This is a genomic window from Azospirillum griseum (assembly GCF_003966125.1).
GTDB classification, from domain to species: domain Bacteria; phylum Pseudomonadota; class Alphaproteobacteria; order Azospirillales; family Azospirillaceae; genus Azospirillum; species Azospirillum griseum.
The window spans coordinates 185,936-203,364 of sequence record NZ_RXMA01000005.1 but is presented as its reverse complement, the minus strand read 5'-3'; the positions used below and the strand labels follow the sequence as shown (position 1 = coordinate 203,364).

The 17,429-nt window shown below is 69.2% G+C and carries 12 protein-coding genes; 5 read left to right on the top strand and 7 right to left on the bottom strand.

Translation table 11 applies throughout. The annotated features are described in order from the left end of the window. The first annotated feature begins 130 nt into the window (after nucleotides 1–130). The gene (locus EJ903_RS08010) at nucleotides 131–2,830 is read left to right on the top strand and encodes a bifunctional acetate--CoA ligase family protein/GNAT family N-acetyltransferase (RefSeq protein ID WP_126613879.1); all 2,700 of its coding nucleotides are present in this window, start codon (nucleotides 131–133) and stop codon (nucleotides 2,828–2,830) included. A 309-nt stretch (nucleotides 2,831–3,139) separates the two neighbouring features. Here the strand turns inward: EJ903_RS08010 and EJ903_RS08005 are convergent, their stop codons facing one another. The 4 genes from EJ903_RS08005 to EJ903_RS07990 all read right to left on the bottom strand — a co-directional run bounded on the left by EJ903_RS08005 (nucleotide 3,140) and on the right by EJ903_RS07990 (nucleotide 7,648). Further along, nucleotides 3,140–3,355 (bottom strand): DUF1289 domain-containing protein, encoded by a 216-nt coding sequence (locus EJ903_RS08005; protein ID WP_126613877.1) that lies wholly within the window; start codon nucleotides 3,353–3,355, stop codon nucleotides 3,140–3,142. A gap of 139 nt (nucleotides 3,356–3,494) precedes the next feature. Further along, a complete protein-coding gene (locus tag EJ903_RS08000) occupies nucleotides 3,495–4,721 on the bottom strand; it encodes a polyhydroxyalkanoate depolymerase (protein WP_126613875.1) in 1,227 nt (408 codons plus the stop codon). A gap of 249 nt (nucleotides 4,722–4,970) precedes the next feature. Further along, nucleotides 4,971–5,783: an endonuclease/exonuclease/phosphatase family protein gene (locus EJ903_RS07995; protein ID WP_126613873.1), complete on the bottom strand. Its 813-nt coding sequence runs from the start codon at nucleotides 5,781–5,783 to the stop codon at nucleotides 4,971–4,973. Beyond that, a complete protein-coding gene (locus tag EJ903_RS07990; protein WP_210211401.1) occupies nucleotides 5,780–7,648 on the bottom strand; it encodes a phospholipase D-like domain-containing protein in 1,869 nt (622 codons plus the stop codon). Before EJ903_RS07990 ends, EJ903_RS07995 begins: the two co-directional genes overlap by 4 nt. 239 nt (nucleotides 7,649–7,887) lie before the next feature. Between EJ903_RS07990 and EJ903_RS07985 the strand changes: the two genes are divergently transcribed. From EJ903_RS07985 to EJ903_RS07970, 4 genes are all read left to right on the top strand, one after another. Beyond that, complete coding sequence (locus EJ903_RS07985) at nucleotides 7,888–8,640, top strand: ABC transporter permease subunit (protein ID WP_126613871.1); 753 nt, start codon at nucleotides 7,888–7,890, stop codon at nucleotides 8,638–8,640. After that, nucleotides 8,637–9,458, top strand: a complete 822-nt coding sequence (locus EJ903_RS07980) for an ABC transporter permease subunit (RefSeq protein WP_126613869.1) — start codon at nucleotides 8,637–8,639, stop codon at nucleotides 9,456–9,458. Before EJ903_RS07985 ends, EJ903_RS07980 begins: the two co-directional genes overlap by 4 nt. Nucleotides 9,459–9,468: 10 nt before the next feature. Next, entirely contained in the window at nucleotides 9,469–11,151 is a 1,683-nt protein-coding gene (locus EJ903_RS07975) for an ABC transporter ATP-binding protein (protein WP_126613867.1), read from the top strand. 91 nt (nucleotides 11,152–11,242) lie between these two features. After that, nucleotides 11,243–13,129, top strand: a complete 1,887-nt coding sequence (locus tag EJ903_RS07970; protein WP_126613865.1) for a PAS domain-containing sensor histidine kinase — start codon at nucleotides 11,243–11,245, stop codon at nucleotides 13,127–13,129. A gap of 29 nt (nucleotides 13,130–13,158) precedes the next feature. Here the strand turns inward: EJ903_RS07970 and EJ903_RS07965 are convergent, their stop codons facing one another. From EJ903_RS07965 to aceA, 3 genes are all read right to left on the bottom strand, one after another. Further along, entirely contained in the window at nucleotides 13,159–14,856 is a 1,698-nt protein-coding gene (locus EJ903_RS07965; protein WP_126613863.1) for a methyl-accepting chemotaxis protein, read from the bottom strand. Between the two features lie 195 nt (nucleotides 14,857–15,051). Then, nucleotides 15,052–15,615, bottom strand: coding sequence for a DJ-1/PfpI family protein (locus EJ903_RS07960; RefSeq protein ID WP_126613861.1), 564 nt, complete (start codon nucleotides 15,613–15,615; stop codon nucleotides 15,052–15,054). A 506-nt stretch (nucleotides 15,616–16,121) separates the two neighbouring features. Beyond that, complete coding sequence (gene aceA / locus EJ903_RS07955) at nucleotides 16,122–17,399, bottom strand: isocitrate lyase (RefSeq protein WP_126613859.1); 1,278 nt, start codon at nucleotides 17,397–17,399, stop codon at nucleotides 16,122–16,124. Between the last annotated feature and the right edge of the window lie 30 nt (nucleotides 17,400–17,429).

The window sequence follows — 17,429 nt, the reverse complement described above, 5'->3', positions numbered from 1 at the left end:
TCATACCAACCCGTAATGTTGCGACGCAGCAAACGGGATGAGTCTGCCCCTGTGCGCTGTTCGTCACAAAAACCGTCGCCGTCGCGGGGTATGCTGCGCCGACGCGGCCACCCTTGCACCGGATCCGGTCATGACCGTTCGCAACCTCGACAAGCTGTTCAAGCCCGCCTCCATCGCCTTGATCGGGGCCAGCCGAAAGCCGGGCACCGTCGGGGCGGTCGTCGCCCGCAACCTGTTCCAGGCCGGATTCGACGGGCCGGTGATGCCGGTCAACCCGACCGAGCGGTCGGTTGAGGGCGTTCTGACCTACAAGACGGTGGACAGCCTGCCGATCACCCCCGATCTGGCGGTGATCTGCACGCCCCCCGCCAGCGTCCCCGCCACGATCGAGGCGCTGGGCAAGCGCGGGACCAAGGCCGCCATCGTCATGACCAGCGGGATGACCGCCGAACAGACGCAAGCGATGCTGGACGCGGCCAAACCCTATGTCATGCGCGTGCTGGGGCCGAACAGCCTGGGGGCGATGGTGCCGGGGCGGGGGCTGAACGCCAGCTTCGGCCCGGTGGCCCCGAAAAAGGGCGACGTGGCGCTGGTGGCGCAATCCTCCATGGTCGTCACCTCCATCGCCGATTGGGCGACCTCGCGCGGGATCGGCTTTTCGCATCTGGTGTCGCTGGGCGACCGGGGCGACGTGGATTTCGGCGACCTGCTGGATTATCTCGCCTCCGACGTCACCGTCCGCGCCATCCTGCTCTACATCGAGAGCATCAGCCACGCGCGCAAATTCATGTCGGCGGCGCGCTCCGCCGCCCGGCAAAAGCCGATCATCGTCATCAAGGCGGGCCGGTCGGACGAGGCGCAGGAGGCCGCCGCCTCCCACACCGGGGCGTTGGCGGTGTCGGACGCGGTGTATGACGCCGTGTTCCGCCGCGCCGGCATCCTGCGGGTGAACGATCTGGCCGAACTGTTCGACGCCGCCGGAACGCTGGGAACCGGCGTGCCGATCGTCGGCGACCGGCTGGCCATCCTGACCAACGGCGGCGGCATGGGGGTGATGGCCACCGACAAGCTGATCCACGCCGGGGGCCGCCTCGCCAGCCTGTCGCCGGAGACGCAAGCGGCGATCACCGCCGCGCTGGGTGCCCTGCCCGGCGGGGCCGCGCGCGGCAACCCGATTTTGGTCGGGGCCGACGCCAGCCCCAAACGCTACGCCGACGCGCTCAACGCCCTGATGCAGGACACCAGCAACGACGCTGTTCTGGTGCTGCACTGCCCGTCGGCCCTGACCGACAGCGCCGCCATCGCCCAGGCGGTGACGGACACGGTGCTGGCCAACAAGTCGCGCCGCCACCCGGTGCTGACCAGTTGGATCGGCGACGGATCGGCGGCGGACGCGCGCCAACTGTTCGCGGCCAACCGCATCCCGACCTACGACGGCCCGTCCAACGCCGTGCGCGCCTTCCTGCATCTGGTGCGCTACCGCCGCAGCCAGGATTTGTTGATGCAGACCCCGCCGTCGGTGGCCGACGAGTTCCAGCCCGACGGCATCACCGTCAAGCGCATCATCGCCCGCGCCATCGCCGAAAAGCGCGATTGGTTGAGCGAGTATGAGGCCAAGCGCGTGCTGGCCGCCTATGGCGTGCCGGTGGTGGACACCCGCGTGGCCGAAACGCCGGAGGAGGCCGCCGCCGCCGCCCGGCTGATCGGCGGCCCCATCGCCCTGAAAATCCTGTCGCACGACATCACCCACAAATCCGACGTGGGCGGCGTCGCCCTGGGCCTGAGCAGCCCGGAGGAGGTGCGCGCCGCCGCCGACGCCATGCTGGACCGCGTGCGCGAACACGCCCCCGACGCCCGGATCGAGGGCTTCACCGTGCAGGAAATGGCGGTGCGGCCCGACGCCTATGAGCTGATCGTCGGCATGACCGAGAACGAGCTGTTCGGCCCGGTCCTGCTGTTCGGCGAGGGCGGCATCGGCGTGGAGGTGGTGGAGGATTGCGCGCTGGCCCTGCCGCCGCTGAACATGCGGCTGGCCACCGACCTGATGAGCCGGACCCGGATCTGGAAGCAGTTGCAGGGCTACCGTTCCCGCGCCGCCGTCGATCTCGATGCCGTGGCGCTGACGCTGAACAAGGTGTCGCAACTGATCGTCGATTTCCCGGAAATCGCCGAGCTGGACATCAACCCGCTGTTGGCCGACGCCGACGGCGTGCTGGCGCTCGACGCCCGCATCAAGGTCGCCACCCCCGCCCTGTCCGGGGCCAAGCGGCTGGCCATCCGCCCCTACCCCAAGGCGCTGGAGGACCGCATCACCATCAAGGACGGTCGGCAGTTCTTCGTCCGCCCGATCCTGCCGGAAGACGAACCGCTGGTGCATCATCTGGTCGAAAACCAGACGGCGGAGGATCTGCGTCTGCGCTTCTTCGCGCCGCTGAAGCGCCTGTCGCACCAGGCCGCCGCGCGCCTGACCCAGATCGATTACGACCGCGAAATGGGCCTGATCGCCGTTGGCCCCGATCCCGAGACCGGCACCACCATCATGTACGGCGTCGTCCGCATCACCGCCGACCCCGACAATCTGCGCGCCGAATACGCCGTGATGGTGCGGTCCGACATGAAGGGCCAGGGGCTGGGCTACATCCTGATGAACAAGATTCTGGATTACGCCCGCTCGCGCGGCATCAAGGAGGTCTATGGCGAGGTGCTGCGCGAAAACACCAACATGCTGAACATGTGCCGCGCCCTGGGCTTTGTCCGCCGCGAAAACATGGACGAACCCGGCGTGGTGGAGGTGCGAATCGAGCTGGGCGGCGGTCTGGCGGCGGAGTGATCCGCCACGCTCACAGGCCACACTCAGCGCTCCGACGTCAAAACGATAACCGCGTCACAGGGCAATCGCTTGAACGAGCGGTCATCGTCACGCAAGCAAGAATAGACACGGATTTCACGGACAAAAGGATGGATTGCACGGATTTTTGACTCCAATTGCCTCCCACAACCCGTCAGGAGGGTTGCCGCAAAATGGCAAACAGGGTGCTCTGAGGCGCGTTCCGCGAAATCCGTGAAAAAATCCGTGAAATCCGTGTCCATTCTTGTTTTGGTCTGGTGCACAATGCTTCAAGCGATTGCCCTGACCGCGTCAGCGGCGGCGCTCCAACCCCTTCCACCAGGGTTTCGGGGACGCCGCCCGCCGCCGCGCCACCTGGTCCAACACCGCGCGCCGCCCGGCGGCGGTCAGACGGGTCCAATCGCGGATTTCGTCCAGGCTGCGGAAACAGCCGACGCACACGTCGTTGTCGTCCAACGTGCAGCGCCGCACGCAGGGCGAGGTCACGGTCTCATCATCCTCGGTCATGGTTGGGAACCACCACGGGGTTGTGCGGGTCCAGCATCGCGCGCCCAGCCTCGCAGGAAAAGGGACAACGCAGTGGAACAGGAAACGCAAAAGGGGGCGACGCAACACCGCCGCCCCTGTTCGTCTCCCCTGCCGACGGTCACTCGCCGTCGTGGGCCTGGATGAAGCTGCGGATCTCCGGCAGGATGCTTTCGCGCCAGCGGCGGCCGTTGAAAATGCCGTAGTGGCCGACCCCCTTCTGGAAATGCGTCTTGCGCATGTTGTCGGGCAAGGCCGAGCACAGGCGTTGCGCCGCGATGGTCTGGCCGGGGGCGGAAATGTCGTCCAACTCGCCTTCCACCGTCATCAGCGCGGTCTTGGTGATCGCCGACGGGGCGATCTTGCGCCCGCGCGACACCCAGGTGCCGTTGGGCAAGGCGTGCTTCTGGAACACGGTTTCGATGGTTTGCAGGTAGAAATCCGCCGACAGATCCATCACCGACAGATATTCGTCGTAGAACCGGCGATGCTGTTCGGCCGAATCGCCGTCGCCGCGCACCAGATGGCGGAACAGGCCGACATGCTCGCCGATGTGGCGGTCGAGATTCATCGACATGAAGCCCGACAATTGGATGAAGCCGGGATACACGCGGCGGAACGCGCCGGGGTAATAGACCGGAACCGTGGTGATGACGCTGCGCTCGAACCACTTCAGCGGGCGATCCACCGCCAGCTTGACCGGGGTCGTCGGGTTGGCCATCGGGTCGATCGGGCCACCCATCAGGGTCATGCTGCGCGGCTGCACCGCCTCGTCCCCGGCGGCCATCAGCGACACCGCCGCCATCACCGGAACGGCGGGCTGGCACACCGCGATGATGTGGGTGCGCTCGCCCAGGAAGCGGACCAACTCCTGCACCGTCTCGATGTAGTCGTCCAGATCGAAGCTGCCCTTGGCCAGCGGAACCAGACGGGCGTCGATCCAGTCGGTGATGAACACGTCGTGATCGGGCAGCAGCGCTTCGACCGTGCCGCGCAGCAGGGTGGCGTGGTGGCCCGACATCGGGGCGACCAGCAGAACGCGCGGCTGGCGCGGCGTGCCCTCGGGCTTGGCGAAGTTCAGCAGATGGCAGAAGGGGGTCGTGGTGACGACGCGTTCGGTGATCGCCACGGTCTGGCCGTCGATCTTCGTTTCACCCAGGCCGAAGGCGGGCTTGGCAAAGCGCCGGGTCGTCCGTTCCACCAGTTCCGCGCTGGCCGCCACGGCGCGCCCGAGCTTGGTGTAAGACAGCGGCATCAGCGGGTTCTGAAAGGTGTGTTGAGCGGCTTCGGCCCAGAAACGCATCGGCCGCATGGCCGCGTGTTGCATGTCGTACAGGTGGTACAGCAAATCCCGTCCTCGCGTCGTGCTGATCCCCGGCGGTGGTGGCTTCGGGGCCGTGTGATGATCGTGTTACGAATTGATCGTATGGCCAACTGTATCTTGCAGTGCGGCGATGTCAACGGTCTTTCGCCCCCCTCCACGACGCAAGGCTCTGTTGTGCAAAGAACATTGCAACGCGTCATTTTGCTGGGCTGCAAAAGACCTAGGGCCAACCCCTATCGCCATTGGTCTAAATGACCAAACCATACGGTTCCGTCAAGACAAGGCCAAAGTGGCGCGCACCGGCAGATGGTCTGACGCCCGCCGGGTCAGGGCGGTGCGCACGCTGTCGAAGGCGGGAATGCTCAACCCTGCGGTGACGTACAGACGGTCAAGCCGCAGGGTCGGCAAGCGGGCGTGAAAGCTGCGCGGGTCGGCGGCGTCGGCGAAGAAGGCCCCCAGCCGCCGCAGCCGGGGGGAATTGGGCGTCCATTCGTTGAGATCGCCCATGAAGAGGGTGGGCAGGTCGGGCTTTGCTGCCACCCGGTCAAGGATCATCCCCACCTGTTCGGCGCGCTCCCACGGGTCCAGGCCCAGATGGGCGACGATGACGCGCACGGGCCGCCCCTGCACCTCCACCACCGCGTCGGCGGCCCCGCGCGGCTCCCGCCGCCCGATGGACAGATCGACGGTGGTGAAGTCGCGCACCGGCAGCCGGGTCAACAGAGCGTTGCCGTAATGGGCGCGCTCATGGTGCTTGGTGGGGGCGGCGTAGGCGGTCAGGCCGGTGGCCTCGGCCAGATGGGCGAACTGGTCCAACCCCGGTTCGCCGCGATGGTGCCAACCGATTTCCTGAAGCCCGATCAGATCGACATCGAGATCGCGGATCACCCGCGCGATGCGGTCGGGGGCAAAGCGGGCGTCCAGCCCGACGCAGCTGTGGATGTTCCAGGTCGCCACCGAAAAGGCGGTCGCCCCGGCGGGCACCGGATCGTCGCGCCGCTCCGGCCGACGGGGACGACGCCGGGCACCGGCGGCGCGCAGGGCGGACGCGATGCGTTCAACTCGGTCACGGCTGAATTGGATCACGGTTGATCGCTTCCCCTGTTCATCCCCGCCCGCCGTGTCGCCGCGCGGGCCAACCACACCAACGCCAGCGCCGCCGCCAGCCAACCACCATAATCGACCAGCAGGCCCCACGCCCAGCCTTCCGCCCGGTGCAGGCTCAGGATGGCGGCCTGCCACAGCCACGCCAGCCCGACCATGGTCGGGTCCGCCGCCTCCAACCCTTCCGCGTGGTCGGGGGTGAGCGCCAGCAGCAGGGCCAGCAGCCCCAGCGCCACGAGCAGCCAGCGGTGGCGGCGCGGCACGCGCGAGGGCAGGACGCCGCGCAACAGCTCCACCGCGCCGACCGGCCGCTCGGGATCGAACAGGCCCGGATCGAGCAGCCCAGTGTCGAACAGGCCGGTGTCGGCCACCGTCCGGCCCGCCCCCTCCGGTTCCCCATCGGCCAGCGGTTCCAGCCGACGGCCTTCGGGGCGGCGCAGCGCCTCGATGGCGGCGATCAGCGACCCGCGACGGCGCGTTTCCAACGCCACCCGTTCGGGCACCACGCCCAGATGCTCGGCGATCAGATCGTCGCGGCTGTGGGCGATGGCGCGGCAGTGCTCAGCCTCGGCGGGGGCCCCGGGGTTGGCTTCCCACGCCAGATCGCATTCGCTGTCCAGCCCCATGGAGCGGTTGTTGAGGTTGGCCGACCCGATCCGCAACAGCCGGTCATCGACCACCATCACCTTGGAATGGACGGTGATCGGGGTTCCATCGTCGGCGCGCGGGCAATAGACGGCGAAGCGGCCATAACGGTCCGCCGCCCGCAGCTCGCGCAGGCGGTTGGCCCGCGCGCCCAGCATCACCGCGTTTTCCAACCAACTGGGGGAGCGCACCGGGTTGACGACCACCACCTCCGGCCCGTCGGCCTCGGCCAAGCGCGCCGCCAGCGCCCGCGCCACAGCGGTGGAGGCGAAATACTGGCTTTCCAGATAGATGACGCGGCGGGCGCGGGCGATGGCGTCGAGGAACAGCGCCTCGACCTCGCGCGCTTCCGGTCGCCCGTTGCCGCCGGGATCGGTGCGGCTGATGCCGACGCGGGTTCCACGCGCCAGCGCCGCCAGCGCGGGCGGCCAGGGGTCGGCCGCCACACGGGGGTCCGGCGACGCGCGGCGCAGGAACCGGCGGTGGGCGAAACGGCGCGGCGGCGGAACCAGGATCGGCAGGGCGGGCGGCTCCAGGCTTTCCCCGGTGGCCCGCAGCCAGCGCCCCCGGAACAGCTCCCCCAACGCGCGGGCGGCGTCGCCGTCCACCGCCATCATGGCGTCGTGGAACGGGTCATAGGGGGTCCCGTCGGGTTGGCGGCGGCGGCGGTCCTGCCCCAAATGGGCGCGGGTGTCCCAGCGGTTGGCGGTCAGATCCAACCCGCCGCAGAAGGCCAGGGAATCGTCGATGACCAACAGCTTCTGGTGATGGCAGGCCCCGGTCGGGTGGTCGCCATCCAGCCGGTATTGCAGCCGCCGGTGCGTCAGGCCGTTGCGGAGCAGGAAGGGGCGGCTCCAGCGCGCCAGATCGAAGACCTCGGCGTAATCCCATTTCAGCACATGGATGCGCAGGTCCGGGCGGGTGGTGGCCAACCAGTTCAACAGACGGCCCAGCCGGTCGGGACGCTGGACCCGGTGGGATTGCGGAGTCAGGCGGATGCGCGCGTCGAAATCCCAGGCGGTCAGATAGACGCTGCGGCGGGCGCGGCGCAGCGCCGTCTTGGCGTGCAGGAAATAATCCTCGGCGTCCACGATGACCGCCAGCCGGTCGGCCCGCTCCACCCGCCAGCAATTGCGCCCAGGGGCCAGAATCGGCTCCGCAGCGGTGGCGAGCGGAACGGGCAAAAGCGGGTCGGCGGTCATCACGGAGCGATCCGTCGGGAAAGGGAACAGGGTGGCATCCTGACTGATGTGGGGACGCCGCCGCCATCGCGCCGCCGTGCCGGATGAAAATTTTGCGCCCGTCGCGTCTGCACCCACGCCAATTTCGTTGCCCATCCGGGGCGGGCGCGCTTACGGTCGCGAATGGGCGGTTCCTCACCCGCTTCACCCCCTCCGCTCCCCACGAATTCCCCCGCTTTTGCCGAGACCGCTCCGACCCGATGCCGCGCACCGCCGTCCGCCGCCTGATCGACACGCTGCCCGCCACGCTCCTGCCCATCGCCGCCGGTGCGGCCTTGGCCTGGGCGGTGGCGTGGGCGGTGGGGTTGAGCGGGCTGGACGCCGCGCGTGGGTTGCTGGCCGCCACCGCCTTCACCCTGCTTCTGGTCGCCCCCGCCCTGCTGCTGGGGGCCGGGTTGGGAGCATTGGCCGGCGCCTGGGCCGGGTTGCCCCCGCACAGCGGCGGCGGTTGGACCGGGCGCGCCCTGATCGCCGCCGGGCCGCTGCTGCCGGGCTTTCTGCTGGCCGCCTTGGCCGCGCTGGCGGTGCGGTCCGGGGCCGCCGCTGCCCCGCTGGCCTGGGCGGCGCTGGCCCTGCCCGCCGCCTGCCACGCCGCCCGGCTGGCCCGCCCGGCCATGTCCGCCGCACTGACCAGCGACGCGCTGCGCATGGCCGAGGGGTTGGGGCTGGACGACCGCACGGTGCTGCGCCACCTCGCCCTGCCCGCCGCCCTGGCCCCCGTCACGGGGGGCTTTGCCAACGCCGCGCTGTCCGCGCTGGCCGGGGCGACGGCGGTGGAAAGCCTGCTCGATCTGCCCGGTCTGGGCGCGCTGCTGATTGATGCCGCCCGCGTCGGCTCTCTGTCGGGCAGCCTGCCCGCCCTGATGGCGTTGTGCGGCCTTGCCGGGCTGCTGCGGGCGCTGGGGTCCGCGCTGGGCGGCTGGTTGCAACGCGTGACCGGAGCCGGACGATGAGCGCGCCGCCGCCCCTTCCCACCACCACCCACCATGGCAAGGGGGCCGCCGGGCTGGCCCTGCTGGTCGCGCTGGCGTTGGCCTGCACCGTCGCCCCGCTGCTGAACGACGGGGCGGGGCCGCTGCGCGCCGACCGCGACCCGGTGCTGACCGCCCTGACCGACGGGCGCGGCAGCCTGTCCTTTGCCCTGCTCAGCGGGCTGTTGGGGGCCGGGTTGGGGGTGGCGTGGAGCGGGCTGGCCATCGCGCTGGGCGACCGCGCCGAACGTCGGCTGATGGGTGCCGCCGCCCGGCTGGTGGCGCTGCCGTTGGCGCTGCTGGTCCCGCTGGGGGTTGGCTTGACCGGCGGCGGTTTGCCGGTTCTGACCGCGCTGGTGGCGCTCAGCGCCGCGCCGCTGGTCGCCGGTTTGGCCCATCAGGACCTGCGCGCCCTGCTGCGCCGCGATTTCCTGACCGCCGCCCGCGCCGCCGGGCGGTCCAAGGGTGCGCTGCTGCTCCATCACCTGCTGCCCAACGCGGTGCGGCCGTTGCTGGCCGCCGGGGCGATCGCCCTGCCGCGCGCGCTGGCGGTGGAAAGCCTTGCCAGCCTGCTCGGTCTTGGCCTGCCGTCGTCGGTGGGAAGCTGGGGCGGGGCCGTGGGGGTGGCGGCCCGGCTGGGGGATGGCCTGGCGCTGGTTCCCGCCGCCCTGCTGCTGGCCCTGTCGCTGTGGGCGTTCCACGCCGTCGCCGACGAGGCGCTGCGTCTGGCCGCCGAGGGACCGCACGGCGGCCCGTCAAACGGCCTGCCGGGCGGTTCCGCCCCCGATGCCCGCCCGTGATGGACCGGCCATGACTCCACCCACCCACGCCGCAACCGCCCCATCGCCGCACACCGCCGCTGCGCCCGTCTCGACCCAGGCCCTGACCCTGCTGGCGGGCGACCGCGTGCTGATCGACCGCGCCGACCTGCGTCTGGACGCCGGACAGGTGCTGTCGCTGACCGGCGGGGCCGGAACCGGCAAGACCCTGCTGCTGCGCGCCCTGGCCGGGTTGCCGCTGCCCGGCGTCACCCTGGCCGGACAGGCGCGGACCGACGGTCGCCGCCTGCTGATCGCCCAAGGGGGGCGGCTGGCCCCGCAACGCCCCTTGGCGCTGCAAGCGGCGGACGTCATCGGCCATCATCTGGGGCTGGACGCCAGCGCCGCGCTGCGTCGGATGGCCGACGCGCTGGACCGCATGGGCGTTCCCCCCGCCGCCCGCCGCTTCGACCTGCCGCCGGAACGGTTGCCGGACTCCCTGCGCTGGGCCGCGCTGTTCGCGCTGGGCATCGCCGTCGGCCCGGCGGTGCTGCTGGCCGACGCGCCCGCCGCCGGGCTGGATCCGACCGTGCGCTTGCGGCTGCTGCACCGGTTGGCCGAGTGGGCGCGGAGCAGCGCCACAGCCCTGATCCTGGCCGGACGCCCGGAAGACGGGCTGGACGGCCCCGCCGACGCGCGTCTGTGCCTGCACGAGGGACGGGTGCTGCCCACCCCGCCCATCCCCGACCCGCTGCCCGCCCCCGATCACGCGCATCATCCCGCCGGGGCCGCCGTGATGACCGCCCACGGCCTGACCATGTCCTTTCCAATGGGCACCGGCCCGACGGGAGAGGCGCGCCGCCTGACCGCCGTCCACAGCCTGGATCTGGAGTTGGTCGACGGTGAAACCCTGGTGCTGCTGGGCGAAAGCGGCAGCGGCAAGGCCATGCTGGCCCGCGCCCTGCTGCACCTTCCGGCCCCCAGCACGGGCCGGGTGGTGTGGATGGGCCGCGACCTGACCAAGGCCGACGACGCGACGCTGCGCCGCGTCCGCCGCGACGTCCAGCCCCTGTTTCCCGATCCGGCTGGGTCGCTTGACCCGGCGATGACGGTGGGGGCGCAATTGACGGCGGTGCTGGAATCGCTGCGCCCGGACATCCCCGCCGACCGCCGCCCCCAACGGGTGGTCGAGACGCTGCGCGCGGTCGGCCTTCCCACCGACACGGCCACCCGCTGGCCCGCCAGCCTGCGCCCGCTGGAGGCCGCGCGCGTCGGCCTGGCCCGCGCCCTGATGCCCGATCCCCGCGCCCTGGTCTGCGACGAGCCGCTGGCCACCCTGTCGGCGGAGGATCGGGCGGAGTTCTGGGACGATCTGTTGACCGCGCGGGACCGCCGCCATCTGTCGCTGATCCTGACGACGGAGCGGGCGGAGGAGGGCTTGCGCCACGCCGACCGGGCGCTGGTGCTGCTGATGGGCCGGGTGGTGGAACGCGGCAGCGCCGACGATCTGCTCCACCACGCCCGCCACCCCTACACCCAGGCGATGCTCAGCGCGGCGCGCGGCGACCGCCCGGCGTTGGAGGGGGATCCCCCCTCGGCGCTGCGCCAGCCCGATGGATGCACCCTGCGCCAGCGCTGCCCCAAGGCGCGGAGCTTTTGCGCGCAGGCGGTGCCGACGCTGGAGCCGGTCGGCCCCGGCCACGCGGTCGCCTGCCATTACTGGGACACGCCGTAGACACACCTGCCAAGGCAACGGCTGCAATCACCGTTGCACCGTAGTAAGCTGACGGGACAATCGGTGTCATGGATCGCCACACGGAGCGTCAATGACCGTTCCCCACCACGATGATCCGGGGTGTCTGGGTCTCGACCTGTTGGTCGGGCTGGCGGCTCCGCTGTGGTTGGTGGGCGCGGACGGTTTGGTGGTGTGGTTGAACGAGGCGGCTGCCGGCCTGATCGACCTCCCCGCGCTCGACCGGCAGACGGTGCTCCGTGTCCAGGCCAACGCGGCGGCAAGCGCCGCGCTCGCGCGCTGCCGCGACAGCGGACGGCCCGGTCGGGCCACCGTCGCCCTTCAGGCCGGGGACCGTGTCCGCATCGATGATCTCGACGTGCGCGTCACGCGCGCGCCCGCGCGCCTGTCCGCCAGCAGCCCCCCGCTGCTGTTGCTGGAAGCCACCGCCGACCGCGCGGCGCGGCAGGAGATGGCCCGGCTGACCGAACAGCTTGTCGCCCTGTCCTACGCCTATCCCGATCTGCGGTTCGAACTGCGGCGCGACGGGACCATCCTGGATTTCGCCACCGCCAGCCCGACCGAACTGAACATTCCCGCCGAACGCTTCCTCAACGGTCGTGCGCAAGAGGTCCTGCCCGATCCCGCCGGAGCGCAGTTGGACGAGGCGCTGGCCCGCCTGTCGGCGGAGGAGCCGGTCGTCGGATTCGAATTCACCCTGCCCGCCCCGTCTTCCAACCAAAGCGACGCCACCTTTGAAGCGCGGTTGGTCGCGCTGATGGACGGCGACCGTGTGTTGTGCAGCGTCCGCAACGTCAGCGAACGCGTGCGCGCCGAGCGGGAGGCCCGGCAAAGCCACGCCCGGCTGCTCGACGCCATCGAAAGCGTGGCCGAAGGATTCGTTCTGTTCGACGCCGATGATCGTCTGGTGCTGTGCAACCAGCGTTACCAGGACCTGTTCAGCGATTGCCGCGACGAGCTGACCCCGGGCACCCGGTTTGAGCCGCTGCTGCGCGAGACCTCGGCCCACGGCCTCTACCATCTTTCGCCGGAAGAGGCGGAGGCCTGGGTGGAGCAGCGGCTGGAACTGCACCGCAAGGGCGGCCCGGCGATGGAGGTGCAGTTGAGCAACGGCCGCTGGATGCGCATCGAGGAGCGGCGCACCAGCGATGGTGGAACCGTCGGCGTGCGCACCGACATCACCGACCTGAAGCACCGCGCGCTTGAATTGGCCGCCGCCCGCGACGCGGCCGAACAGGCCAACCGGCGGAAATCCGACTATGTCCACCATCTCAGCCATGAGCTGCGCACGCCGCTGAACGCGGTCATGGGCTTTGCCCAAATCCTGCGCGATGAGGTGATGGGGCCGCTGACCAACCCACGCTACCGCGAGGCCGCCGCCCAGATCGTCACCGCTGGCGATTACATGCTGGAACTCATCAACAACCTGCTCGACCTCGCCCGGATCGAAGCGGGAAAGATGGAGCTGTATGAAGAAGCCAGCGATCTGACCAGCCTGATCGACGTCACCTTTGCCATGATGGCGGCGCGGGCCGACGCGGCAGAGGTGGCGTTGGGCTGCGATGTCGGGGCGGATGTGCCCAGCCTGTACGGCGATCCCACAATGATCCGGCAGATGCTGACCAATCTGGTCGGCAACGCCCTGAAATTCACCCCACCGGGCGGGCGGATCACCGTCGCGGCCCACCGGAACGGGGATGGAACGCTGACCCTGTCCGTTCGCGACACCGGGCGCGGCATGACGCCGGAGCAAATCCCCCTCGCCCTGACGGCTTTTTCCCAAGCCCATGACCGGATGACCACGGACGAGGTGGGAACCGGTCTGGGCCTGCCGTTGACCTGCGCGCAGGTGGCCCTGCACGGCGGGCGGCTGGACATCGACAGCGCGCCGGGCCAGGGGACCACCGTGCGCCTGACCTTCCCCGCCGACCGGGTGGGTGTGGAGGAACGGGTCTGCTGACCCGCCCGTTGTCCCCACACGATCCCGGTTCAGGCCGCGCGCAGCGCCGACAGGAAGCCATCGACCTCCGTCCGCATGCGGGCGGTGTCATCCGCCACGTCGGTGACGGTGGCGACCATCACCGACGACGCCTGTTCCGCCGCCGCCGCCGCCCCGGTGACGGCGGCGATGTTGCCCGACACCGCGCGGGTGCCGTCGGCGGCGTCGTGGATGTTGGCGGCGATCTCGCCGACGGCGGCGGTCTGCTGCTCCACCGCCGCCGCGACCGCCCCGGCGATCTCGTTCAGCTTGGCGATGGTGCGGGTGACGGCGGCGATGCTGTCCACCGCCGTGCCCGACGCCGCTTGGATGTCGGCGATGCGGGCCTGGATCTCGCCGGTCGCCTTGGCCGTTTGACCAGCCAGGGTTTTCACCTCGCTGGCGACGACGGCAAAGCCCTTGCCCGCCTCCCCGGCGCGGGCGGCTTCGATGGTGGCGTTCAGCGCCAACAGATTGGTTTGTCCGGCGATGCCGGAAATCAGATCGACCACCTTGCCGATCTCCGCCGCCGCGTCGGCCAGACTGCCCATCACCCGCGTGCCGCGTTCGGCGTCGCGCGTCGCCGTGGCGGCAATCCCCGCCGAATCACCAACCAGACGGGCAATCTCCGCAAAGGACGCCGACAATTCCGCCGTGGCCGCCGCCACGCTGTCCACATTGGCCGAGGCGCGCGCCGAGGCGTCGGCCACCGCACCGGCGTGGCTGGCGGTGTCGGCCGCGCTGACCGCCATGCCGCTGGCCGCGCCGGACAGGCGGCCCGTGGACTCGGTCAAGGTTTCAACCAGCCGCTTGACCGTCGCCTCGAACCCCTGGGCCAAGCCCTGAAGCTCGCGGCGGCGCTCCTCGGCGGCGGCGGCCTTCAGCCGCTCCTGTTCGGCCTGAAGCCGTTCGGCCTCCAGCATGTTGTCCTTGAACACGCGCGCGGCGGCGGCCATGCGGCCGATCTCGTCGCGGCGGCCATCCTCGAAGCTGGCGGAGAAGTCGCGGGCGGCCAGACGCTCCAACGCTGAGGCCACCGCCAGGATCGGCCGCGACACGCTGCGCACCAGCGCCCAGCCAAAGGTCAGCGACAGCAGCGTGCAGAGCGCCACCGCCCCAACCACCATGCCATGCGCGGTGCTGTACACCTCCGCCCCCCGGTCGGCGACCGTTCCCGCCTCTTGAATCGTGCCATCCATCAGGGCGTTGAGGGTTTCCTGAACGCGGGCGAAGGCCACGGCGCTGGGGCGTTTGAAAACGCTGGCGGCGGATTGGCTTTGGTTGTCGCGCACCAGCGTGCGCACCCGGTCGGCGGCGGTCGTGTAGTTTTTCCACGCCTCGTCAAAAGCGGTCAGCCGTTCGGCCAGTTCGCCGCTGGCAAATTGCGGCCCGGCCGCCGCGCGCAGGCGGGCGACGTTCGACTCCGCCGCCTTCAGGTTGGTTTCGACCTGATCGATCTGCATGGCGTTGTTCGACAGGGCGTAGGCCGCTTCGGCGATGCGGTAGCTTTGCGCCGCCGCCGTCAACTGCCCGGCCAGTTGGGTCCCCGGCAGCGAGCGGCCCCGCAAAATCTCCGCCGCGCTGTTTAGAATGTCGATGCGATCCAGCGTGAACAGGCCAAAACCGCCCGCCATCACCACCGTGCCAACGACCGCCGCCATGATCTTGGCGCGGATGGTGAATCGTGAAAATGCCTGTGTTTTAGCCATTTCCCTGCCTTTTCCGCGCGCAATGTCAGAGCGATGGATGTTCGATGATTCCGATCCTTCGGTGTCTAATTTTCTTACGGGAAGCGTTTAATATTATCAACACAGATCTTGCGCCAAAACGCAAAACGACCGCCGCACCCGAAGGCACGGCGGTCGTTTGCAACCACAGACCGAGTGTCGCGGACGCCGAAGCGATCAGGCGGCGGCGCGCAGGGCCGCCGATTCGCCAAACAGCTTCACAACCGCCTCGACGAACTCGGCAAGCTGGTCCTGGCCGAGCGCGCTGACGGTGATGTCATCGACGACCAGACCGTCGTCGCTGATCTTGCCACCGGCGGCGATCAGGTTGGCGCGGTAGGCTTCCGGCGCGGCCAGCAGGCGGCCACGCAGCTTGCCGGGAATGGCGAGCAGCTGGATGCCGTGGTCGATCGCGGCGATCGGCTTCCCGGCGTCCAGGAAATGGCCGACGATGCGGCGGGTGTGGGCCGATTGCTGGAGCTTGGCGACGCTGCGCTCGCCACCCGGCAGCAGCAGCATGTCAAAATCCGCGCCCAGCGCTTCGCCCAGCGGCTTGTCGACCGGGAAATAATGGCCCCAGGACTTGCCATGCCAGCCGTTCACCAGACCCGTCTCGGTCGAGATCGTGCGCAGGGTCGCGCCGGTCTTCAGCAGAGCGCGTTGGGGTTCGGTCATCTCCGCTTCTTCAAAGCCGTTGGAGACGAGAATGGCAATGGACTTTCCTGTGAGCGAATATTCCATACTGCACTGTCCTTTCATCATGTCGATCAGAAACGCCGGGGCCGGATCATCCGGCGGCGGCTCCGCCACGGAACGACTCGGCGGCGGTGTCGACCCGTCCCGCGCCGCGCGAGCGGCACAGGGGTCAGACCCGCCACCGGACTCCGTGTGGGGTGCCCGGCGTGGAGGGACCGTTACGTCCCGGATCGGTTTGTTTTCAGCATGCGATGTAAGTGGTCTTGAAGCGTTCTCAAGTCAACAACGGATTCCGCGCCGCAACCGAAAGACGGCAACGTTTCCTATCGGAAAAATCTCATATTTTTCAGATTGATAACGCTGTTTCACGCGGTGGTCGACCATCCCGGTACGACACGGTGCAGGGCAGCCATACCCCAAGGGCGGGGCTTTCCCATCGGATCGGCGTGAAAAAAAAGCGGCCGGAGGTTTCCCCCCGGCCGTTGAAAAGTCAAAGCATCAGCCGTTCAAAACGATCCGGCTCGCACACCGGATCACGGACCAACTCCCGATCAATGGAACTGGTCAGCCTCGGTGGAGTCCTTGTAGGCGGTGGTCGAGGAGGTGCCGCCCGAGATCGCCGTGGCGACCGCGTCGAAGTAGCCGGTGCCGACTTCGCGCTGGTGCTTGGTGGCGGTGTAACCGTCCTTCTCGGCCGCGAACTCGGCCTGTTGCAATTCGGAGTAGGCGGCCATGCCACGGGCGGCGTAGCCCTTGGCCAGCGTGAAGGCCGCGTAGTTCAGCGAGTGGAAGCCCGCCAGCGTGACGAACTGGAACTTGTAGCCCATGGCCCCCAGCTCGCGCTGGTACTTGGCGATCGTCGCGTCGTCCAGGTTGGCCTTCCAGTTGAAGGACGGCGAGCAGTTGTAGGCCAGCAGCTTGTTCGGGAATTCCTTCTTGATGGCTTCGGCGAACTTGCGGGCGTCGTCCAGGTTCGGCTTGGAGGTTTCCCACCACAGCAGATCGGAGTAGGGGGCGTAGGACAGGCCACGGGCGATGCAATGCTCGACGCCGACGCCGGTCTTCAGACGGTGGAAGCCTTCGGTGGTGCGGCCCGAGGCGAAATCGATGAAGGGATGGTCACGCTCGTCGATGTCCGAGGTGATGAGCTGCGCCGACTCCGCGTCGGTGCGGGCGATCACCAGGGTCGAGGTTCCGCTGACGTCGGCGGCCAGGCGGGCGGCGTTCAGGGTGCGGATGTGCTGCTGGGTCGGGATCAGCACCTTGCCGCCGAGATGGCCGCACTTCTTTTCCGAGGCGAGCTGGTCTTCCCAGTGCACGCCCGCCGCACCGGCCTTGATCATGGCCTTCATCAGTTCGAAGGCGTTCAGCGGGCCACCGAAACCGGCTTCGGCGTCGGCGATGATCGGCGCGAACCAATAGGTGTCGCCCTTGCCTTCGGCGGTCTGGATTTCGTCGGCGCGCTTGAAGGTGTTGTTGATGCGCTCGACCACCGCCGGGACGGAGTTGACCGGGTACAGGCTCTGGTCGGGGTACATCTGACCGGCGGTGTTGGCGTCACCGGCGACCTGCCAGCCCGACAGGTAGATGGCCTTCAGGCCGGCCTTGACCGCCTGCATCGCCTGGTTGCCGGTCAAGGCGCCCAGCGTGTTGATGTACGGCTCGGTGTTGAGCAGTTCCCACAGGCGTTGCGCGCCCATTTCGGCCAGCGTGTACTCGATCTTGACCGAGCCGCTCAGACGCTTGACATCCTCCTCGGTGTAGTCACGGCGGATGCCTTCGTAACGGGCGGCGCGGAGGGCGGCCTTGGTCTTTTCGTCGAGCGACATGATCGGTGTCCTTCTCTGTCCGGTTTTGCC

Coding starts and splice junctions, on each gene's coding strand:
- EJ903_RS08010 (WP_126613879.1), top strand. CDS start 131: ATGACCGTTCGCAACCTCGACAAGCTGTTCAAGCCCGCCTCCATCGCC.
- EJ903_RS08005 (WP_126613877.1), bottom strand. CDS start 3,355: ATGACCGAGGATGATGAGACCGTGACCTCGCCCTGCGTGCGGCGCTGC.
- EJ903_RS07990 (WP_210211401.1), bottom strand. CDS start 7,648: ATGACCGCCGACCCGCTTTTGCCCGTTCCGCTCGCCACCGCTGCGGAG.
- EJ903_RS07985 (WP_126613871.1), top strand. CDS start 7,888: ATGCCGCGCACCGCCGTCCGCCGCCTGATCGACACGCTGCCCGCCACG.
- EJ903_RS07980 (WP_126613869.1), top strand. CDS start 8,637: ATGAGCGCGCCGCCGCCCCTTCCCACCACCACCCACCATGGCAAGGGG.
- EJ903_RS07975 (WP_126613867.1), top strand. CDS start 9,469: ATGACTCCACCCACCCACGCCGCAACCGCCCCATCGCCGCACACCGCC.
- EJ903_RS07970 (WP_126613865.1), top strand. CDS start 11,243: ATGACCGTTCCCCACCACGATGATCCGGGGTGTCTGGGTCTCGACCTG.
- EJ903_RS07965 (WP_126613863.1), bottom strand. CDS start 14,856: ATGGCTAAAACACAGGCATTTTCACGATTCACCATCCGCGCCAAGATC.
- EJ903_RS07960 (WP_126613861.1), bottom strand. CDS start 15,615: ATGGAATATTCGCTCACAGGAAAGTCCATTGCCATTCTCGTCTCCAAC.
- aceA (WP_126613859.1), bottom strand. CDS start 17,399: ATGTCGCTCGACGAAAAGACCAAGGCCGCCCTCCGCGCCGCCCGTTAC.